Below are 18,053 nucleotides of genomic sequence, written 5' to 3' on the forward strand. Positions count from 1 at the left end.
CGCCCGGTGTTACCGGGCTCGTCGAAGAAACGTCCGTTCTCGTTGACGAAACGGTTGAGGTCGGTGGTGCCCTCCTCCGTCGTCACCAGGTACTCGTCCTCGCCGTGCCGGAAATGGTCGACCAGCCCGGGCACACCGGCCACGCCCTCGAGCGCCTGCAGGATCCGGCGCTCGTTGCGGATCTGCCAGCGAATGTCCAGTCCGTCGGTGCGCTCGGAGACGTAGGCGCGGGCCTCCTTGATCACCAGCCGCCGCCCGCCCTGGTCCACCGCACGGTAGACGCTTCCTCGCGGCCCCCGCATCACCCCGGAAGTCAGGCGGTAGATCCCGCCAAGGGTGGGCCCCGGGTTCCCGTTCCCTGGCGAAGCCGCAGATGCCGTGGCGGCACCGGACCGCGCAGCGGGCCGGAACGGATCGGAAGTCCACGGTGGACAGTCGAACTCGGGACCGGCGGCGCCGGGAAGCACCTCGCCGTCCGGACCGACGACGACCAGTTCGAAGTCCCCGTTGTCGTCGACTCGGTACTGCGGCTGGAACGGGCCGTAGCGGTAGTACACCGGCGCGTCCCGGCGGAGACGGCGGTCGCTGACGATGCGGGGACCGGACAGGCCCCGCGTGGCCTCGGCGAGACGAAGGCCGAGGGGCACCACGGCTTCCTCCGCGGCGTACACGGTGATCGCCTTCCCGACCACGCCCGGATCGAGATCACCCGTGTTGAGTTCGCGCAGGACCTCGGGCGAGCGGGCCACCTTGAACTCGCATTCGGCGGCGAACAACACCGGCAGCACCCGGCCGAGGGTCTCGCCGAGGGTCCCCGGCCGTGCCGAGATGTGGATTTTCCAGCCCTGCGAAGGGATCCGCAGTCCTGCCCGCCGGACCGCGACCCAGGTGTCACCGTCGTCGACCTCGCACTCCGGCCCGGCCAGGCCCGCGACCAGCGCGCGCACATCCACCTCGGTGCCGGAAACTGCCGTGTCCATCGTCGAAACCCCCATTCAGTCGACTCCTCCGCGAGAAAGATGGCATGGCGGAAAAGGCCACCACCGCCGGCGGTGGCCTTTTCCGGTCAACGGCGGATCAGACGATCGACGGGCAGCAGGGGTAGCTCGAGCACACCGTGCGGACGCAGGTGTTCACGCAGGCCTGCGGCCCGTGCAGGAGTTCGGCGAGTTCGTTCTCGAAGTCGACGGTGAGTGCCTCGTCGTCGAGAACGCCCGCATCGCGCGGTTCGAGGGTGAGAGTGGACATGATGTTTCCCCTTTCTCAGAAGCACCTTGTGGGTGCGGACTGATTGTCGATCAAGGCTGACACCCGTGAACCTGGTTCGTCGATACGCCAAAAGGAGCCAAAACATCTCGTTGACACGTGGGAAACAAACCAGTAGTTTTGCCCGTCGTGAAGCGCTTCTGGCCACGACGGCGCCGCCACACCGATTCCGCCGGGGCCACCGCGCAGTCCGGTCTCGCCACCCGCTACTGGGAAACCCACGACGAAGAAGTGCAGTCCGCACGGCTGGCTGCCATGGCCCGCCGCCTGCCCGCTTTCACCGGTGCCGCACTGAAGATCTCCTGGCAGGCAAGCCGTCGCGACACCGCGGCCGCGCTCGGCCTCAACCTCGCGGCGGGGTTCTTCACCGCGTTCGGCCTGCTGGCCACCACCGGGGTACTGGAATCCCTGTTCGCCGCGGGCCCCACCGCCGAGCGGGTGCTCGCCGCGCTGCCCGCACTCGCCATGGTGGCGGGCGCGACCGCGCTGAGGGCGGGCCTGCTCGCCGGAGCCTCGTGGGCGCAGGAAAGGCTGAAACCACAAGTGGAACGGCTCGCCGAGAAACGGCTGTTCCACCTCACCACCCAGGTCGAGCTCACCGCCTTCGACGACGAAGAGTTCCACAACGCGATGCAGCGCGCCCGGGACAACGGCGTGCCGGATTCGGCCACCGTGGTGGAAATGACCGTAAACGTCCTCACCGGTGCGATCGGCGTGCTCGCCACCGCCGTCACGCTCGGCTTGCTGCATCCGGTGCTGCTGCCCCTGCTGCTCGTCACCGCCGTGCCCGACGGCTGGGCGGCTCTGCGCACGGCGCGGATGCGTTACCTCGCCTTCCGCCGGGTGTCCACCGCACGCCGGCGCAAGTATCTTCTGTCCGATCTGATGGCCGAGCGGCTGCCCGCCGCCGAGGTCCGGGCCTTCACCCTGCGCGAGTTCCTGCTCGGCGAGTACGACCAGGTCGCCGAAACCGAGCAGCAGGTGGAACTCGACGTCGCCAGGGAACGGACCGGAACCAGGGTCGCGGGCAGCGTGCTGGGCGGCCTCGCGCTGGCCGCCGTGTACGTCGCGCTCGGCGCGCTGCTGTCCTTCGGCGTGATCGCACTCGCCGTCGCCGGGACCGCGGTGCTGGCGATCCGCACCGGCCAGACCTCACTGACCAGCCTCGTCCAGTCGGTGAACCGGCTCTACGAGGCGGGACTGTACTTCGGCGACTATCTCGCCTTCTGCGAACTGGCGCGGAACCGGGTCCCTTCGGTGGGCGGCTCGGCCGCCCCGCCCGGTTTCGCCGAGATCGTCGCCGATCGCGTGACGTTCCGTTACCCGGGTTCGGACACACCGGCCCTGCACGAGGTCAGCGTGACGATCCGGCGGGGCGAGGTGGTGGCACTGGTCGGGGAGAACGGATCGGGCAAAACCACCCTGGCCAAACTGCTCGCGGGACTGTACACACCGGACTCGGGCACGATCCGCTGGGACGGCACGGATCTCGCCGGAATATCCGGGGACGCGCTGCGGGAGAAGATTTCGGTCATCGCGCAGGACCACACCCGCTGGCCGCTGACCGCGCGCCAGAACGTCACGCTCGGAAGGCCGGTGGACCCCGTCAGACTCGCCGAGGCGGTGGAGACCGCCGGAGCCGACGAGGTCATCGGCAGGCTGGCGCACGGCTACGACACCTTGCTGGACCGGCGGTTCCATCAGGGCCAGGACCTCTCCGGCGGGCAGTGGCAACGGATCGCGATCGCGCGGGCCTTCTACCGGGACGCGGAACTGATGATCTTCGATGAGCCGAGTTCCGCGCTGGACGCCCGAGCGGAACACGCGTTGTTCGAACGGATCCGGCAGCACGCCGACGGGCGGACGGTCGTGCTGATCACGCACCGGCTGTCCAGCGTGCGCCACGCCGACCGCGTGTACGTGCTGGAATCGGGACGGGTCGCCGAAGAGGGCACCCATACCGAACTCATGCTCGCCGACGGCCAGTACGCCCAGCTCTACCGGCTGCAGGCCAACGCGTATCTCGACCGGAGCACCGCATGACGATCCTGCTCGCTTCGGCGCCCCTCGCACTGGCCGCCGTGCTCGCCTTCGCGGCCCTTGGCAAGCTCACGAACGTCACCGCGTTCGCGAAATCCGTCGCGGGCTACGACATCGTGCCGGCGCGGGCGGCACTGCCGGTAGCTTGTCTCGTCCTCGGCACGGAACTGGTGAGCGCGGTGCTGCTCGTGCTGCCCGGAACCCGGTTCTGGGGCGCCGGGCTGGCCTTCGTCCTGTTCGCCGCCTTCCTGGCCGGCATGGCCTCGACCCTGGCGCGCGGCATGCGGGTGGACTGCGGCTGTTTCGCCGGAGTGCGCGACACGATCGGCCCCGGCACGCTGGTGCGCACCGGGCTCCTGCTGGCGCTGACCGTTCCGGCGGCGCTGGCCACGCGAGCCGCCTTCCGTCCGGTACACCTGGCGGTGGCGGCCGTCATCTTGGCCGTCCTGTTCGGACTGTCCACACTGGTCAGGCGCCGGACCACCCGTCCGGTCGGGCCGCGCACCGGCACGATCATCGACCTTCCGGCCCCGATCGGCGAACTCGGTGCGGGCTCCGAGTTCCTGCTCTTCGCCTTCGTCTCCCCGGACTGCGGGCTGTGCCGCCGCATGCTGCCCGAGTTCCGTTCGGCGGCGAAGGGGTTCCGGCTCGTGCTGGTGAGCGCCGCCTCCGAGGCGGAACTGCGTGAGCACGTGGCCGTACAGGACGACGACCTTCCCGTGGTGACGGGGCCCCGGGTGTTCGAAACCAACAACATTCCCTGGCCGCCCTACGCGGCGATCACCAGCGGAACCGGAACGGTACTGGCGCACGGCGGTGCCGCCAGTCCCGAACAACTGCACGCGATGCTGGCCGAGGTGCGATAGTGAACGACTCCCCCGAAAACCCCACGCCCACCGACGATCTCGTCCGCACGCCGCACACGTTGCGCCTGACGGACCGGGAACTGGCCTACACCGCCGAAACCGGACGCATCGTGCTGCGGGAAGAGGCGCTGACCGACGGCAAGTTCGACGGGCACGTCGCCAAGGCGGAGGTCTTCCTCACCGCCTACACCGCCGACGGCGCGGACCCGGCCACCAGGCCGGTGACCTTCGCGTTCAACGGCGGCCCCGGCTCGGCCAGCATCTGGCTGCACCTGGGTCTGCTGGGGCCGCGCCGGGTCCTGTCGGGCGACGTGGACTCCCCGGCACCACCGCCCTACCGGCTCGCCGACAACCCGGAAACCCTGCTGGTGCACAGCGACCTGGTGTTCATCGATCCGGTGTCCACCGGCTACTCGCGGGCGGTGAGCGGCGGCGACCCGTCCGGCTACCACGGCTTCACCGGCGATCTGGAGTCGATCGGCGAGATCATCCGTCTCTGGACCTCCCGCAACGGGCGCTGGCTCTCGCCGAAGTACCTGGCCGGAGAGTCCTACGGCACGCTGCGGGCCGCCGCGCTGGCATCGCATCTGCAGCAGCGGCACGGGATGTACCTGAACGGCCTGATCCTGCTGTCGGCGGTGCTCGACCTGGGCACGATCTCCTTCCCCGCCGGCGGTGACCAGTCGTCCGCGCTGTTCGTCCCCACCTACGCCGCCATCGCGCACTACCACGGCAAGCACGGTGACCGCCCGCTCGGCGAGGTGCTGGCCGAGGCCGAGGACTTCGCCTCCCGGGACCTGCCCTGGGCCCTGGCCCGCGGCTGGAGGCTGTCCGGCGCCGACCGCGCGGACGTGGCCCGCAGGCTCGCCTCCCTCACCGGGCTCTCGGAGTCCTATGTGGACCGGGTGGAGCTGCGGATCGAACACATGCGGTTCTTCACCGAACTGCTCCGCGACCGCGGCCTGGCCACCGGGCGCCTGGACGGCCGGTTCACCGGCTGGGAACCCGACGGCGGCGCGGAACGGATGAGCGACGACGCCTCGTACTCGCGGATCGCCGGGGCCTACACCGCGGGATTCAACCACTACGTGCGGGAGGAACTGGGCTACGCCAGCGACCTGCGCTACGAGGTGCTGTCCATGGACGCCGGTTCCCGGTGGTCGTTCTCGGAGTTCGAAGGACGCCCGGTGTCCGCGGTCGACGAACTCGGTTCGGCGATGCGCGCGAACCCCCATCTCAAGGTGCATGTGGCGTTCGGCCACTACGACGGCGCCACCCCGTACTTCGCGGCCGAACACGTGCTGGCGCATCTGGCCATTCCCGCACAGCTCCGGGGGAACATCGAGCGCGCCCACTATCCGGCGGGACACATGATGTACGTCCACGAACCCACCCGGATACGGCAGTCGGCCGATCTCGCGCGCTTCGTGGCCACCACGTCGAACACGGGGCGCGATCCGGAGTGACGGTGGCGAGCCCCGCCACGGCGGGGCTCAACCGAACGCCAGTGGCGCCGTCTCGTACGGTGGGGAAAGCAGGGCGAGCTGCTGGGGCTTCCACAGGGCCCCGTTGACGGTCAACCGCCCACCACGACGGAGCAGCCACACTTCGTCGTGCTCGAAATGGAGGAGCGCGTCCCCGGGAATCCTGGCCAGCACGGCGAGAACCAGCCGGAGCACATCGGTCTCCTGGGCCTCGAAGTCGCCGGACTTGCTCAGTCCGAAGTAGACCTCGACGGTCGGCGCGAAGCCGAACTCCTGCTCCACCGGGTCGGGCGGGTCGTATTCGGCGACGTCGACATCGAACCAGCCGCCTCCGCGCAGCGATCCCTTGGTGCCCGTGTGCGCTTCGGCGATTCCGGCGGCGCCCTCGGTCAGGGCGGACACGACCGCGCTCGGGGCGACCGGCGCCCCCAGTTCGAGCTTGTAGGTGATGGACACGAATCACATCCTGCCGTCACTGCGGGAAGGCATCGATGATGGTGCCGTTCCTGTCGATGATCTTCACTTCTTCGAGCCCCTTGACGTGCGGGAGGATCGCCTTCATCTCCTCCACCGTCATCGGGCTCCGTGCCATGTTGATGACGATACTGCCGGACTGTTTCTTCGCCTTGTCACGGAGCTCGCTCCGGACGTTGTCCCGCTTGTCGCTGCTCGGCGCATAGCAGTCCCACAGCTTGCCCTCCATGTTGTAGTCGGGGTCGCTGGTGCCGTTCACACCCTTCTCACCGGTGTTCTGGCTGATCTTGTACCCGGCCCTGGCCAGGATGGTCGCCGAATCGTTCTCGATCCGGTGGCCTTCGCGCTGTTTCGGACTTCCCACGGAGGTGTCGGTCGGTGTCCCACCGGGTTCGGAGTTCGGGTCGGGTTGTCCCGACGGCCTGGTGTGTCCCGTCCGGCCCGGCGGATTCGGTGGTGGCGTGCGGCCATCGGAACCTCCCGGCCGTCCCTGCTGCGCGGCTTCGAAGGTGGCCCGCTGCGCGCTGGAGATTCCCGCCCCGGCGTCGATGTCACCGTGTTTCTGCGACGGCCTTCCGGTTTCGCCGTCAACGCCGTCCCGGCCATGCCCCGGATTCTTCGGTCTCGCCATGACCGCCCTATCCGTCGAGCAGCTTGGTGAGGTTGGTCAGGCTGGTGATCAGCCCCGTGGTGTAGGTGAGAATGCGCCCCGCCCACTTGACCACCGCGGCGGCGATCTGCGCGGCGACCACCGGAATCGTGATCACGAAGATCGCCTCGGCCGCCCACACGATCACCCGGGCGACCAGGTCGGCGATGAGGTCGCGGACGATCTCGCGCGTCTGCTCCACCAGACCACCCGCCCCCTCGGTGGCCGCCGCCATCGCCGCGGAGATCGCGGCCAGGCCACCGAGTGCTTCCACGTTGTTCGCCATCATGCGCTGATAGGCGTCCGCGGCGTCGCCGTGCCAGTCCGGAAGGTCGCCGGCGAGCCGGGAGCGGAGGTCGGTGGCCATGTCGTCCAGTTCGGTGGCCATGTTGTTCCAGGTCTCCGCATGGGACCGGACCACGTCCTGCTTCCCGGTGAGCTCGTCCAGCATCTCCCGCAGCGGGTCGAAGTACTCCATGGCCCAGCCAAGGCCGTTGGCCAGCAGGGCGCTGATGGGGTCCATCACACTGGCCGCGACCTCGACCCCCAGTGCCGCGCCCGCCAGCACGTCGTCGACCCAGCCCTCGCTGTCGATCGCCTCGACCAGCCCCTCGATGCTGTCCGCGAGACCGGACCCGGTCCACGCCTCCCGGGAGGACCGCACCGGGGCGACCAGCGAGTCGTCCGTCATGCCACCTCCTCGGCGGCCGAGCGGATCAGGCCGGTGTGCCGGTCTTCCAGTGCTTCGTACTCTTCCGCGGTGGTGCGCAGCGATTGCGCGACCAGAGCGAGGTTTTCCTCCACATAGGAGAACAACTCGCCCTGCCGCGTGTGCCGGTCCTCCAACACGGCGGCGATCCACCCGCACAGCAGGCCGTAGGCTTGATCGTCCCGGGCGATCCGCGTGCCGGCCGCTTTCACCGCGCCGAACCGGTCCTTGATCGCCTCGACGTTGGCCGCGTGGGCACGGAGCTGCTCCACGTCGACGTGGTACCCCTCGCCCACGTTCACCGCCGGCCGAGGTAGGAGCGCAGGTCGAACCCTTCGTCGTCATCGCCGGAACCGCCGGGGCGTTCGGGAGGCGGGCCGGTGCGCAACCGTCGTTCGACGGTGTCGGCGATCGCGCGGGCCGCTGCGGCGGACCCGGTGCCCACAGTCTCGCTGATGATTTCCCGTGACTGGTCGGCGAGCCGGTTCCTCGCCTCCCCCAGCGTGGCCAGGATCGTCCTGGCGACGACGGCCGGGGGCGTCCGCTGGATCCGGTCGGTCAGCCGCAGGTCCACCAGCGCACCGGTGGAGTCGACGGTGACCTCGGCCAGCCCGGCCGGATCGCCGGCGGTGACCCGCACCGCCTGCAGCCGCTCGCTCATCGCCCGCGTGTCGGCCGCCAGCTTGTCGATCCGGTCCTTCCACGCGGCCAACCGCTCACGAGCCCCCTCCGGGTCGAGGATGCGTGCGTCCACGTCGCCCCCTTCGCGCCACGGCACCATTCGCAGGCTCGGAGTGTAACGGGCGAAAACCACGATAAGGGATGAAAGAGACAATCTCCCTCGACTGGCCCAACGAGCGATCCCACGAGGGCTCTGCTAGACGACTGTTAGACGACTGTTAGACGACTGCTAGACGACTGCTAGACGTAGCCCGAGGGGACCGACACCTCCGCCGGATGCCCCTGCCCCAGCACGAGGCGTTCGAAGAGGGCGATGTACTGCAGCAGCGACCGGGTCCCGAGGAAGGCATCGCGCACGCGGAACCGGGCCCGCGCGCCCATCTGCGCCGCCAGCGCCGGCTCCGTGAGCAGGTCGACGACGGCCCGGCCGTAGGCGGCCAGGTCCTGCGCGCCGACCAGCTTCCCGGACCGGCCGTCCTCGATCTGGTCCTGGATTCCGCCGATCCGGCTGGCCACCACCGGTCGTTCCTTCCACATGGCCTCGGCCACGGTGAGCCCGAACCCCTCGGCGATCGACTTCTGCACCACCACCTGCGCACGGCGCTGCAACGCGTTGACGATCGCGGCGTTCTCCTCGACGTCCACCATCGGGAGCGTCACGAGGTGGAGGCGTTCCTGTACCTCTCCGGGAAAAGCCGCGAAGCGTCCCCGCGCCTCCTCGAGTACCTCCTTGCCCTCGGGATCGTCGGAGATCGCGTCGACGGACGGTCCCGCGTAGAGGAGATGCGCTTCCGAACGGGGAAGGATGTGGCGCACGAACCCGTCGATCACCCCGATCGGGTCCTTCAGCCGGTCCCATCGCGAAATCTGCAGCACCACCACGTCATCCGGGCGAAGGCGCCGGCGCTCGTCCGCCTCGGCGCGCCGCTCGACCCGCCCCGGCGAGGTGTCCATGCGGAGGAAGGACGGCTCGACCGCGAACGTCCGGGAACCCTCCTGCAGCCCCGCGGCGGAGAGGATCCCGTCGACCTGACCGTCGGAGAGCACCTGGTTCTTGGGCGAGAAGATGTCGATCGCCGGGGCGATGAGGACGGTCCTGTCCGGATCGAGATCCTCCCAGACGTACTGCCTGCGGGAAAAGATGTAGGCGTCGGCCTGCCGCACGTAACCGCGCAGGAACGCCCATGCCGCGCGCGTGTGCGAGGACGGGGCGTCGATCCCGACGTGGCACCGCCACACGACCGGCACGCCGAGCCGCTTGAGCACGGGGATCATGCCCACCGTCTGCGGATCGTGCAGCAGGACGATGTCCCCCGGCACGATCCGCTCCGCGAGTTCCTCCCCCGCGGCGAGGGTGACCGACTCGTACACCTCGCGCGCCTCGTCGTCGAGCGGCAGGCCGTCACCGGCGGCGCCGTGCAGGTTGTTGTGGATGCGCTTGGTGACCGAGAAGAAGGCTTCGTTGCCTTCGATGACCTCCCACCGCTCGTCGATGCCGGCCCCCCGGCCGTACGCGAGCAGCGAAACGAGCATTTCGGCCACGCCGCCGCCCCGCGAGGTCGAGTTGACGTGCCACATCGCGTGCCCGCCGAGGAGGTCGCGGGCACGCGCGAAACGCTCCAAGAGCCGGTGGAAGGCTCCACCGCCGATCACCGGCTCGAACCGCTCCAGCGGAAGCGCCGCGATCGGAACCGAGTCGAGCAGGGGCATGTCTGGGAATTAGCCCGTTTTTCGCCCTCGAACCCTGCGACGCCGCCCGGCCCTCAAGGTCGCCTTGAGGGCGCGCCCCTGACACGAACAGCGGCCGAGCGTGGAACTCACGCGCCGGAGCGTGGGACACGAGCGCACGAGCGTGGGACTCACCGCTCGTGGTCCCGCCCTTCGAGCGGGGGCAGCGGAGTGGCTCCCCGCACGTCGAGTGCGTCGAAGATCAGCGTGAGATACCGGTTCCGGACGGCCTTTGTCGTGCCGGGGAGCGTCAGCGCGGCCACCCCCATCACGAGGATGCGGGGCAGGTCCTCGGCGAGGAGGGCCTGCCGGACCTCGCCGTCGGCCTGCGCCCTGCCCAGCAGTTCCCGGAACGGCTGGGCGAAGCGGGTGAGGGTTTCGCTCGCGAGCTCGATGAAGTTCCCGGCGAAGGAGATCAGCCCGCGTTCCTCGACGAGCACGTCGAGGATCCGTTCGACCACGTCCGTCAGCGATCCGCGCAGGGTGCCGCCGTGGGCCACGCCCTGGAGCATGGGGGCGATCTCGGTGTCGAACAGGTCGTCGAACACCGCGCGCGCGAGAGCCTCCCGATTCGGGAAGTGCCGGTAGAGCGTGGCAATTCCGACACCGGCCTCGGCCGCGATCTTCTCCAGGGAACCGGACCCGTCACCCCTGCCGAACACCCGCCGTGCGGCCGCGATGATCCGCGCCGTGTTCGACAGCGCGTCCACCCTGCGGCGCGGTGCACGAGAGTCATTTCCCGGCACAGCCACCCCCTCCTTCACCAAGGTCCACGCTAACCGAGCCTGTGACACCAATGGGTGATAGCCCCCTCTCGTTTCGATAGTCCACTATCGCTTCCGGGAGGTGTCCGATGTCCGTGCTGCTCTACCGGATCGGCAGGTTCGCCTTCACCCGGCGGTGGTGGCTGGTCGGCGGCTGGGCCGCGGTGCTCGCCGCGCTGACCGGACTGCTGCTGGCCTTCCCCGTGCACGTCAGCAACGAGGTGCGCATCGACGGAACCCCGTCCCAGCAGGTCATCGACGAACTCGCGGCGGCCATGCCGGAGGCCGCGGGCGGCCAGGGCATGGTGGCCTTCCGCGCCCCGGACGGCACCCGGCTCGACGAGGGCCCCGGCAGGCAGGCGCTCGTCGCGGCGGTCGACGGGGTGTACCGGTGCCCGCACGTCATCGACCCGCGGCGGGTACTGGCCGCGGAGCTGGCGAAGGGCCCCGACAGTGCCCTGCTGCGCGCCACTGCCGCGGTGGCCGGGGCGAGCGGCGGCCCGGCGCCAGGAGGACCCGCCCTCCTGCCGGCCGACGGCCGTCCGGTCCCGGGCGTGCTGGTCTCCGCCGACGGCTCGGTGGCCCTGCTGCAGTTCCAGTTCGACGTCCAGACCTACGAACTGCCCGCGGGCACCGTCGCGCGCACCCTCGACGCGGCCCGGGCCCCGGTGTCCGGGCTGGGCATCCGGGTACTGCCCGGCGCATCCATGATCGAGATTCCGGAACTGGCCGGGGCGGGCGAGATCACCGGCCTGGCCGTGGCCGCGATCGTGCTGGTGATCACGCTGGGCTCGGTGCTCGCCGCCGGGCTGCCGCTGATCATCGCGCTCACCGGTGTCGCGCTCGGGGTCGGCGGCGCCTTCGCGCTGTCGCACGTGCTGGAAATGCATTCCCTGAGCGCGGTTCTGGCCCTCATGCTGGGGCTGGCGGTGGGGATCGACTACGCCTTGTTCATCGTGAACCGGGAACGCCGCCTGATCCTCGGCGAAGGCCTCGACGCGCGGGAAGCGACCGCCCGTGCCGTCGGCACGGCGGGCACCGCCGTCTTCTTCGCGGGCAGCACCGTCGTCATCGCACTGGCGGGCCTGCTCGTCGTGGGCATCACCCTGTTCACCACCATGGCACTGGTCGCCGCGGCGACGGTGGCCATCGCGGTACTGGCGGCCGTGACCCTGCTGCCCGCCCTGCTCGGGCTGCTCGGCGAGCGGGTGTGCTCGGCCAGGGTCCGCGCGAAACCCCGCACCACCGGCCCCAAGGCGGCGCGACGGCCGGGCAGGCTGGTGCGGCACCGTCACCTCGCGCTCGCCTGCGCACTGGTGATCCCCGCCGTGCTGGCCCTGCCCGCGCTGGACATGAAACTCGGTCTTCCTTCCGGAGCCAGCTACCACTCCGGCACCGCCCAGCGGCAGAGTTTCGACGCCGTCAGCCGGGCCTTCAGCCCCGGCTACAACGGACCGCTGACGGTCGTGGCCCGCAACACCGTCCCCGGCGAAGCGATCCCGCCGGAGGCACTGGGGCGGGTCGCCGCCGCGCTCCGGGCGATGCCCGGAGCCGTCTCGGTCTCCCTGACAGGCACGAACGGCCGCGGGGACACCGCGATCCTGAGCGTCATCCCCGCGGGCGGGCCGAACGACGAGGAAACCCGGCAGCTCGTCCAGACCCTTCGCGACCGGGCCGGCCTGCTCGAACGGCAGGACGGCGTTTCCCTCGGCACCACCGGGTTCACCGCTCTCGCCCTGGACGTCTCCGCCCGGATCGCCGCGGCCCTGCCGGTCTACCTGGCCACCGTGTTCGGTCTGTCGCTGCTCGTCCTGCTGCTCGTGTTCCGTTCCCTCGTCGTGCCGGTCAAGGCCACCGTCGGGTTCCTGCTCAGCGTCGCCGCCACCCTCGGCGTGACCACCGCGGTGTTCCAGTGGGGCTGGCTGCGGGGACTGCTCGGACTCGACGCCACCGCCCCCGTGCTCAGCCTGCTCCCGATCGTGGTCACCGGCGTGCTCTACGGGCTCGCCATGGACTACCAGGTCTTCCTGGTCAGCTCGATCCGCGAAGCCCGCGTCCACGGCGAGACCGGGCACCGGGCGATCACCTCCGGCTTCGCCACCGCGGGCCGCGTGGTGACCGCGGCCGCGATCATCATGATCTCGGTGTTCGCCGGATTCGCGTTCAACGCGGACCCGATGGTCGTGCAGGTCGGGTTCGCCCTCGCCGTCGGCATCCTGGTGGACGCCTTCCTCGTGCGCATGACCCTGGTACCGGCGGTGCTGGCGATCGTCGGGGAGCGCGCGTGGTGGATCCCGCGCCGGCTCGACCGGGTCCTCCCCCGCCTGGACCTCGAAGGTGACCGGCTGCTCGGCAGGCTCCGGGGGGAACGGCCTTCGGGAGCACAGGCCCCGGTGCCCGCCGACCATCCGTGACCGGCCTCCGCACCGCGATGCGGTGGTCATACCGGGAGCGGCTCGGTCGCGTCCCGGCGGTCGCCGCCGGAACACGGGGTGCTCTGCGGGTAGTCGTAGAGCGGGATCGGTGCCGAGAGCAGGTGTTCACGACTGCCGTACGGTCCGGCGAGGACCGGGAAGGTGTGGATGTTCTGGCAGGCGGCGACGGGCCGTCTCGCCCACTCCGGTGGTTTCAGCAGCGACACGAAACGCAACCCGCACCCACCCAGCAGGATGTGTGTGGCGATGAGCGCCTGACGCAGCGCCACCGCACGGGAGGCCCCGGGGCCGATCGCCGTGTTCGTGTTCTCGATGCGGACGCGCAACCGGTACACCCCGTCCTGTCCTTCGACCGGTTCGGCACGCAGCCTCGCCACGGCTTCGAGCGGCCACCGGCGGCGCACCACCCGGCCCACGGCACCCAGGGCGGAGGTCTCCTCCCCGCCGGGAGCGCCGATCCCGGCCGTGAAACCGTCCACCAGGTCGCCGAACGGCACGACGAGGTCCGCCTCATGCGGTACGGCCTCGTCGAAGGACAGATGCCGGGTTCCGTCGACGTCGAGCGACTCCACGCCGGTGTACCGGCCGCCGGGCCCTCGCCGCTCGACGCTTTTCCCCTGTGTCTGCAGGAACCGGATCCGCGCCCGGAGCGTGACGTCGTCACCCTCACGGGCCTCGACGACACATTCGGTCTGCTGGCGCCACGATTCCACCGAACCGGCGACGACCGCCGCGACGGGCCCGTTTCGCTCGACCCACGGCCGCGGGGCCAGCACCCCGGACTGCCTCCGAACGAGGTTCCGGGGCGAGGATTCGCGGCAGGGGTGGAGCTGGTAGCCCTCGTAGAGGAGGGCGTCGGCCACCGCGCGCAGCGGCGCGAAGTCGGTCCCGGCTTCGTCCCCGCACCCGGTCATCGGTACCAACCCCTCTCCCCCGGCCCACCGCATCCCGTTGCCCGGACCGGATTTCCGGGCGTTTTTCACCCTCCGCCCACCGGCCCGCACGCCGCATCTCGCGGAAAGGATGATTTCCGGCCCGGGGTGAGCCGGTGCCGCGCCGGTCTCTACCGTGGGGCGCCATGGCCCGCACCCGTCTCTACCGCAACGGCGTCCTGGAAGCCGAGAACTTCCCCGCAGCCGACATTTCCGACCATCTGGGCGATCCGGGCGCCACGGTCTGGCTGGACATGTGCGCCCCCACCGAAGAGGATCTCGCGACCATCGCCGAGGAGCTGAGCCTGCACCGGCTCGCCGTGGAGGATGCGGTACACGAACACCAGCGTCCCAAGCTCGATCGCTACGACACCCACGCGTTCCTCACCGCCTACGCCGTCCGCCTCGACCCCGCCACCGGGGTGCTCGGCAAGGCCGAGGTCGCCGCTTTCCTCACCGAGCGGGCCCTGGTCACCGTCCGCAAGGACGAGGACTTCGACATCGACGACGTGGTCCGGCGCTGGGATTCCGCGGCGGAACTGGGCAAAAGCGGTGTCGGTTTCCTCGTGCACGGCCTGCTCGACCACGTCGTCGACAGCCATTTCGACGCCGTGCAAGCCCTCGACGAGGAAATCGAGGCGCTGGAAGACCTGGTCTTCGCCGAGGACGTCGACCACAAGGACATGCAGCGGCGCTCCCTGCACCTGCGCAAGAGCCTGGTCACCCTGCGCCGGGTGGTCCTGCCCATGCGGGAGGTCGTGAACGCCTTGATGCGCCGCGACTTCCACATCGTCGACGATGTGCTCATGCCCTACTACCAGGACGTCTACGACCACGTCCTGCGCGCCACGGAATGGACCGAATCACTGCGGGACCTGGTCACGACCATCCGGGAGACCCAGCTCAACCTCCAGGGCAACCGGCTCAACACGATCATGAAGAAGGTCACCAGCTGGGCCGCCATCATCGCGGTGCCCACCGCGATCACCGGGTTCTACGGCCAGAACATCCCCTATCCGGGGTTCGACCAGACCTGGGGCTTCTGGGTCTCCACGGCCGTCATCGTGATCCTCTCCGCCGCGCTGTACGTCGTGTTCAGGCGGCGCGACTGGCTTTGAGGCTCACAAGGCAGGCCCCCTAGGCCCCCGTGACGTCCAGTTCGGTGTACATACCGGCGGCGTAGTGCCCGGGCATGTTGCACAGCAGCTCGTAGCGGCCCGGTTGCAGCGTCACCGTGGTCCAGCCCACCGCGCCCGGTTCGATGCCGTCGCCCTCCCCCGCGCCGCAGTTGTTCGACGCCTCGCCCAGGCTGCCGGTCTCGTCCACCTTCCCGTCACTGCCGACCGGAAGGTTCCCGGCCGTCTGACCCGCCGCGAGCGGCAGCACCAGCACCTCGTGTGCCTGACTGCCCGCGTTGAACACCCGCAGCGACACCTGCCCGGGCCGCACCGTGGCCGGGCGCGGCCACAGCCGCATCATCCCGGGGCCGCCCATCATCCCGCGGCCCATGTCCGAGGCGGTCACGTCCACCACCTGCCCGGGCAGGACGGGCGCGCCGCAGCGGGTGGCGGACGGCGTGGGACGAAAGACCCCGGTCGCGGCGAGCACCGCGGTCGTCGCGACCCCGAGTACCAGGGCCGCGGCGATGACCAGGACCACGAGCCTTCCGCCGTGCAGCCGCTGCGTCTTCACTCTCCCGCCCCCGTCCTCGCGAGCCGTTCACCAGCCTGTTCCCCTTATCGGACCGAGGGAAACGACTCTTGTCCGGCGAGAACGGGGAAGTTCCCGACCCCGGCGCGCGGAGTACATCCCGCTCGCCCGGCTCCGGACACCCCACGGCGCCTGAGCGGGTGCCGGGGAGCCCGGCGCGCATCGAGCGCACCACGGCCTCCCCGGCACCACACGGGACGGCGGCACTCAGGACTTCGAGGGGCCGGGAAGGTTGTACTCCTTGGCGATCTGCCTGCCGTAGTCATTCCACCAGGTGTTGCTCACCGGATTCGCGTGGTACGTCGTCACCCAGTGCCCGTCGTCACCCTCCTTGACCCACTGGGTGGTCATGTCGTACTGGACGCCGTCCGGTTTCGCGTTCTTGTCGTACTGGATCGCGTTTCCTTCGCCATGGCTTTCGCGTTCCGCCTTCGCGGCGTCGTACTCCTGCTTCGCGGCGTCCCGCTCGGCGACCGCCGCCTGGTACTGCTCCTTGAGTTCCATGGCCTCCTGCTTGATGGCCGGCTTGTCTTCCTTGCCGGCCTGCTTGAACGCCTGCTCCTTGGCCGCGAACTCGCTCTTGAGTTCCTCGACCTTCTCCTCGTGCGCGGCAAGGTTGTCCTTCTTCGACGCCACCTTCGCGTCGAGTTCACCGGCCGGGCCTTCCTTGGTGTACTTGCCGACCTCTTTCGAGAAGTAATCCTCGTGCCACTTGTCACCCACGTTGGAGGGGAACTTCGTGCCCGAGCCGCCGGTGTACTTCATGCCGAAACTGGTGGCCCCAACCTGGTGCTTGCCCTGGTGCGAGTCGACCTGCACCTCGACCCCGTCGTGCCTGCCGAGCGGATGCGTCGCCTTCTTCGACGCCCCGCTCGCCGAGGTCCCGCCCTTGCCGGGCAGGTTGCCCGCGTCGTTGCCCCCGCCGGGACGGTCGGGCTTCTGCCCCTTCTGACCCTTTCCCGTGTTGCACTTCGGGGCGAGCCCGAGCGGGTCGCAGTCGGCCAGGGGATTGCCGACGTAGGCCGCGGGATTCGGCGCCGGGGCGAGCCCGAGCGGATCCTGGCTGAGGTACCGGCCGGTCGCGGGATCGTAGTAGCGGTAGAGGTTGTAGTGCAGCCCCGATTCGGCGTCGGCGTACTGCCCCGGGAACCGCAGCGGAGTGGCCGCCGGGCCGGGCTCGCGACCCCAGAGTCCCGGGTTTGCCTGCCACACCAACGATCCCGCGGGGTCGACGAGTTCCGTCGGCCGTCCCATCAGGTCGGTGACGATGGCGAAGAACCGCTCACCCAGCGTGGCCGACCGCTCGACCTGGACCACCGGGCGGTCGTCGCCGGGGTGGTGGTCCCAGGTGGTGACGGTCCGGGTGCCCCGCTCGTCGACGTGGACCTGCTCCACCAGCAGTGCGCCGCTCCAGGTGAATTCGTAGTACTCGGCCACCCTCGATGCGCCGGACGCAGTGGTGGTGACGCGTCGCTTGGCGATGCGCCGTCCGATCGGGTCGTAGCGGTAGAGCCACTGGTCGCCCTCGGGGGTGGCGAGCGCGACCAGGCGGTCGTGGCCGTCCCAGACGTACCGCCAGACCCGGCCGCCCTCGTGGCGCGCGAGCACGCGGCCCTGCTGATCGTGTTCGAAGGCGACGGCACCCGCCGAGACCAACCTGTTGCCGTGGTAGCGGCGAACCCCCGCGGTCGGCCCCGCGAGCAGTTCCCGCGCCTCGACCACGTTACCGGCGCCGTCGTAGCGGTAGGCCTCGCTTCCGCGCGGAGTGTGCACTTCGACGACGCGCCCGGCCGCGTCCAGCACGAGCCGGGTCTGCCCGGCCAGCGCGTCGTCGATCCCGGTGAGCAGCCCGTCCCGCCGGTAGGTGAACCGGCGGTGTCGCTGGGCGGTACCGCCCTGGACGGACTGTGCCACGAGGTTGTCGTCGGCGTCGAAGTCCTGGGAGACGGTTACGCGGCCGTCGACCGTGCGCGTGACCTCCCGGCCCCCCGCGTCGTGCCCGAAGCGCACCGTGTGCCCGGCGACGGTGAGCGAGACGGGATCGCCCGCGGCGCCGAGAGTCCACACACTGTCCACTCCGGACGGTGTGCGCCGGGTGACGCGGCCGTCGTCCGTGTACTGGTAGGTCAGCGTGCGGCCGTCGACGGACTCGCTGAGCACGGTGCCTTCGCTGTCGTAGCCCACCTTGAGCTCGACATCGCCCAGTACCGCCGAGGTCATCCTGCCGAGGGCGTCGTAGGTGTAGCGGGTGGTCCCGGTCGGGCTGCGGCGCTCCACGATGTTTCCGAGCGCGTCGTAGCCGTATTGGGTCACCC

At 70.0% G+C, this 18,053-nt stretch carries 17 protein-coding genes; 5 read left to right on the top strand and 12 right to left on the bottom strand.

From position 1 onward, the window contains the following. Together FNH05_RS11995 and FNH05_RS37995 are read right to left on the bottom strand one after the other, a co-directional pair. Positions 1 to 980, bottom strand: a 980-nt coding sequence (locus FNH05_RS11995) for a class III lanthionine synthetase LanKC N-terminal domain-containing protein (RefSeq protein WP_144587459.1), incomplete at its 3' end; no start/stop codon positions are given. Positions 981 to 1,077: 97 nt separating this feature from the next. After that, positions 1,078 to 1,248, bottom strand: a complete 171-nt coding sequence (locus FNH05_RS37995) for a hypothetical protein (protein WP_186382508.1) — start codon at positions 1,246 to 1,248, stop codon at positions 1,078 to 1,080. Positions 1,249 to 1,395: 147 nt separating this feature from the next. Between FNH05_RS37995 and FNH05_RS12000 the strand changes: the two genes are divergently transcribed. From FNH05_RS12000 to FNH05_RS12010, 3 genes are read left to right on the top strand one after another with little or no spacing between them, the layout of a single operon-like run. Then, positions 1,396 to 3,309, top strand: coding sequence for an ABC transporter ATP-binding protein (locus FNH05_RS12000; RefSeq protein ID WP_246127675.1), 1,914 nt, complete (start codon positions 1,396 to 1,398; stop codon positions 3,307 to 3,309). Next, complete coding sequence (locus tag FNH05_RS12005; RefSeq protein ID WP_144587461.1) at positions 3,306 to 4,172, top strand: MauE/DoxX family redox-associated membrane protein; 867 nt, start codon at positions 3,306 to 3,308, stop codon at positions 4,170 to 4,172. Before FNH05_RS12000 ends, FNH05_RS12005 begins: the two co-directional genes overlap by 4 nt. Beyond that, positions 4,172 to 5,638 (top strand): S10 family peptidase, encoded by a 1,467-nt coding sequence (locus FNH05_RS12010; RefSeq protein ID WP_246127676.1) that lies wholly within the window; start codon positions 4,172 to 4,174, stop codon positions 5,636 to 5,638. The genes FNH05_RS12005 and FNH05_RS12010 overlap by 1 nt, the downstream gene beginning before the upstream one ends. 27 nt (positions 5,639 to 5,665) lie before the next feature. Here the strand turns inward: FNH05_RS12010 and FNH05_RS12015 are convergent, their stop codons facing one another. The 7 genes from FNH05_RS12015 to FNH05_RS12045 form a co-directional block, all read right to left on the bottom strand. Beyond that, positions 5,666 to 6,112, bottom strand: a complete 447-nt coding sequence (locus FNH05_RS12015; RefSeq protein WP_144587465.1) for a SitI3 family protein — start codon at positions 6,110 to 6,112, stop codon at positions 5,666 to 5,668. Positions 6,113 to 6,128: 16 nt separating this feature from the next. Continuing rightward, positions 6,129 to 6,761, bottom strand: coding sequence for a CdiA C-terminal domain-containing protein (locus FNH05_RS12020; RefSeq protein WP_144587467.1), 633 nt, complete (start codon positions 6,759 to 6,761; stop codon positions 6,129 to 6,131). Between the two features lie 7 nt (positions 6,762 to 6,768). Beyond that, a complete protein-coding gene (locus FNH05_RS12025; RefSeq protein ID WP_144587469.1) occupies positions 6,769 to 7,470 on the bottom strand; it encodes a WXG100 family type VII secretion target in 702 nt (233 codons plus the stop codon). Beyond that, entirely contained in the window at positions 7,467 to 7,790 is a 324-nt protein-coding gene (locus FNH05_RS12030) for a type VII secretion target (protein ID WP_342781547.1), read from the bottom strand. The genes FNH05_RS12025 and FNH05_RS12030 overlap by 4 nt, the downstream gene beginning before the upstream one ends. Beyond that, entirely contained in the window at positions 7,787 to 8,242 is a 456-nt protein-coding gene (locus FNH05_RS12035) for a YbaB/EbfC family nucleoid-associated protein (RefSeq protein WP_144587471.1), read from the bottom strand. Before FNH05_RS12035 ends, FNH05_RS12030 begins: the two co-directional genes overlap by 4 nt. A gap of 167 nt (positions 8,243 to 8,409) precedes the next feature. Then, positions 8,410 to 9,879: a glycosyltransferase gene (locus FNH05_RS12040; RefSeq protein ID WP_144587473.1), complete on the bottom strand. Its 1,470-nt coding sequence runs from the start codon at positions 9,877 to 9,879 to the stop codon at positions 8,410 to 8,412. A 149-nt stretch (positions 9,880 to 10,028) separates the two neighbouring features. After that, entirely contained in the window at positions 10,029 to 10,643 is a 615-nt protein-coding gene (locus tag FNH05_RS12045) for a TetR/AcrR family transcriptional regulator (RefSeq protein ID WP_144587475.1), read from the bottom strand. A 107-nt stretch (positions 10,644 to 10,750) separates the two neighbouring features. Here FNH05_RS12045 and FNH05_RS12050 point away from each other — a divergent pair, with 107 nt between their 5' ends. Beyond that, complete coding sequence (locus FNH05_RS12050) at positions 10,751 to 13,075, top strand: MMPL family transporter (RefSeq protein ID WP_144587477.1); 2,325 nt, start codon at positions 10,751 to 10,753, stop codon at positions 13,073 to 13,075. Between the two features lie 26 nt (positions 13,076 to 13,101). On the opposite strand, the gene FNH05_RS12055 is transcribed toward FNH05_RS12050, so the two are convergent. Continuing rightward, entirely contained in the window at positions 13,102 to 14,010 is a 909-nt protein-coding gene (locus tag FNH05_RS12055; RefSeq protein ID WP_144587479.1) for a hypothetical protein, read from the bottom strand. Positions 14,011 to 14,174: 164 nt separating this feature from the next. On the opposite strand from FNH05_RS12055, the gene FNH05_RS12060 reads away from it, so the two are divergent. Beyond that, positions 14,175 to 15,146: a magnesium transporter CorA family protein gene (locus FNH05_RS12060; protein WP_144587481.1), complete on the top strand. Its 972-nt coding sequence runs from the start codon at positions 14,175 to 14,177 to the stop codon at positions 15,144 to 15,146. 19 nt (positions 15,147 to 15,165) lie between these two features. On the opposite strand, the gene FNH05_RS12065 is transcribed toward FNH05_RS12060, so the two are convergent. Together FNH05_RS12065 and FNH05_RS12070 are read right to left on the bottom strand one after the other, a co-directional pair. After that, the gene (locus tag FNH05_RS12065) at positions 15,166 to 15,720 is read right to left on the bottom strand and encodes a sulfocyanin-like copper-binding protein (protein WP_186382509.1); all 555 of its coding nucleotides are present in this window, start codon (positions 15,718 to 15,720) and stop codon (positions 15,166 to 15,168) included. 225 nt (positions 15,721 to 15,945) lie between these two features. Further along, a partial coding sequence (locus FNH05_RS12070; RefSeq protein WP_186382510.1) for an RHS repeat-associated core domain-containing protein occupies positions 15,946 to 18,053 on the bottom strand: 2,108 nt, incomplete at its 5' end.

It is taken from the genome of Amycolatopsis rhizosphaerae, assembly GCF_007713715.1.
In the GTDB taxonomy this organism is placed as follows: Bacteria; Actinomycetota; Actinomycetes; order Mycobacteriales; family Pseudonocardiaceae; genus Amycolatopsis_E; species Amycolatopsis_E rhizosphaerae.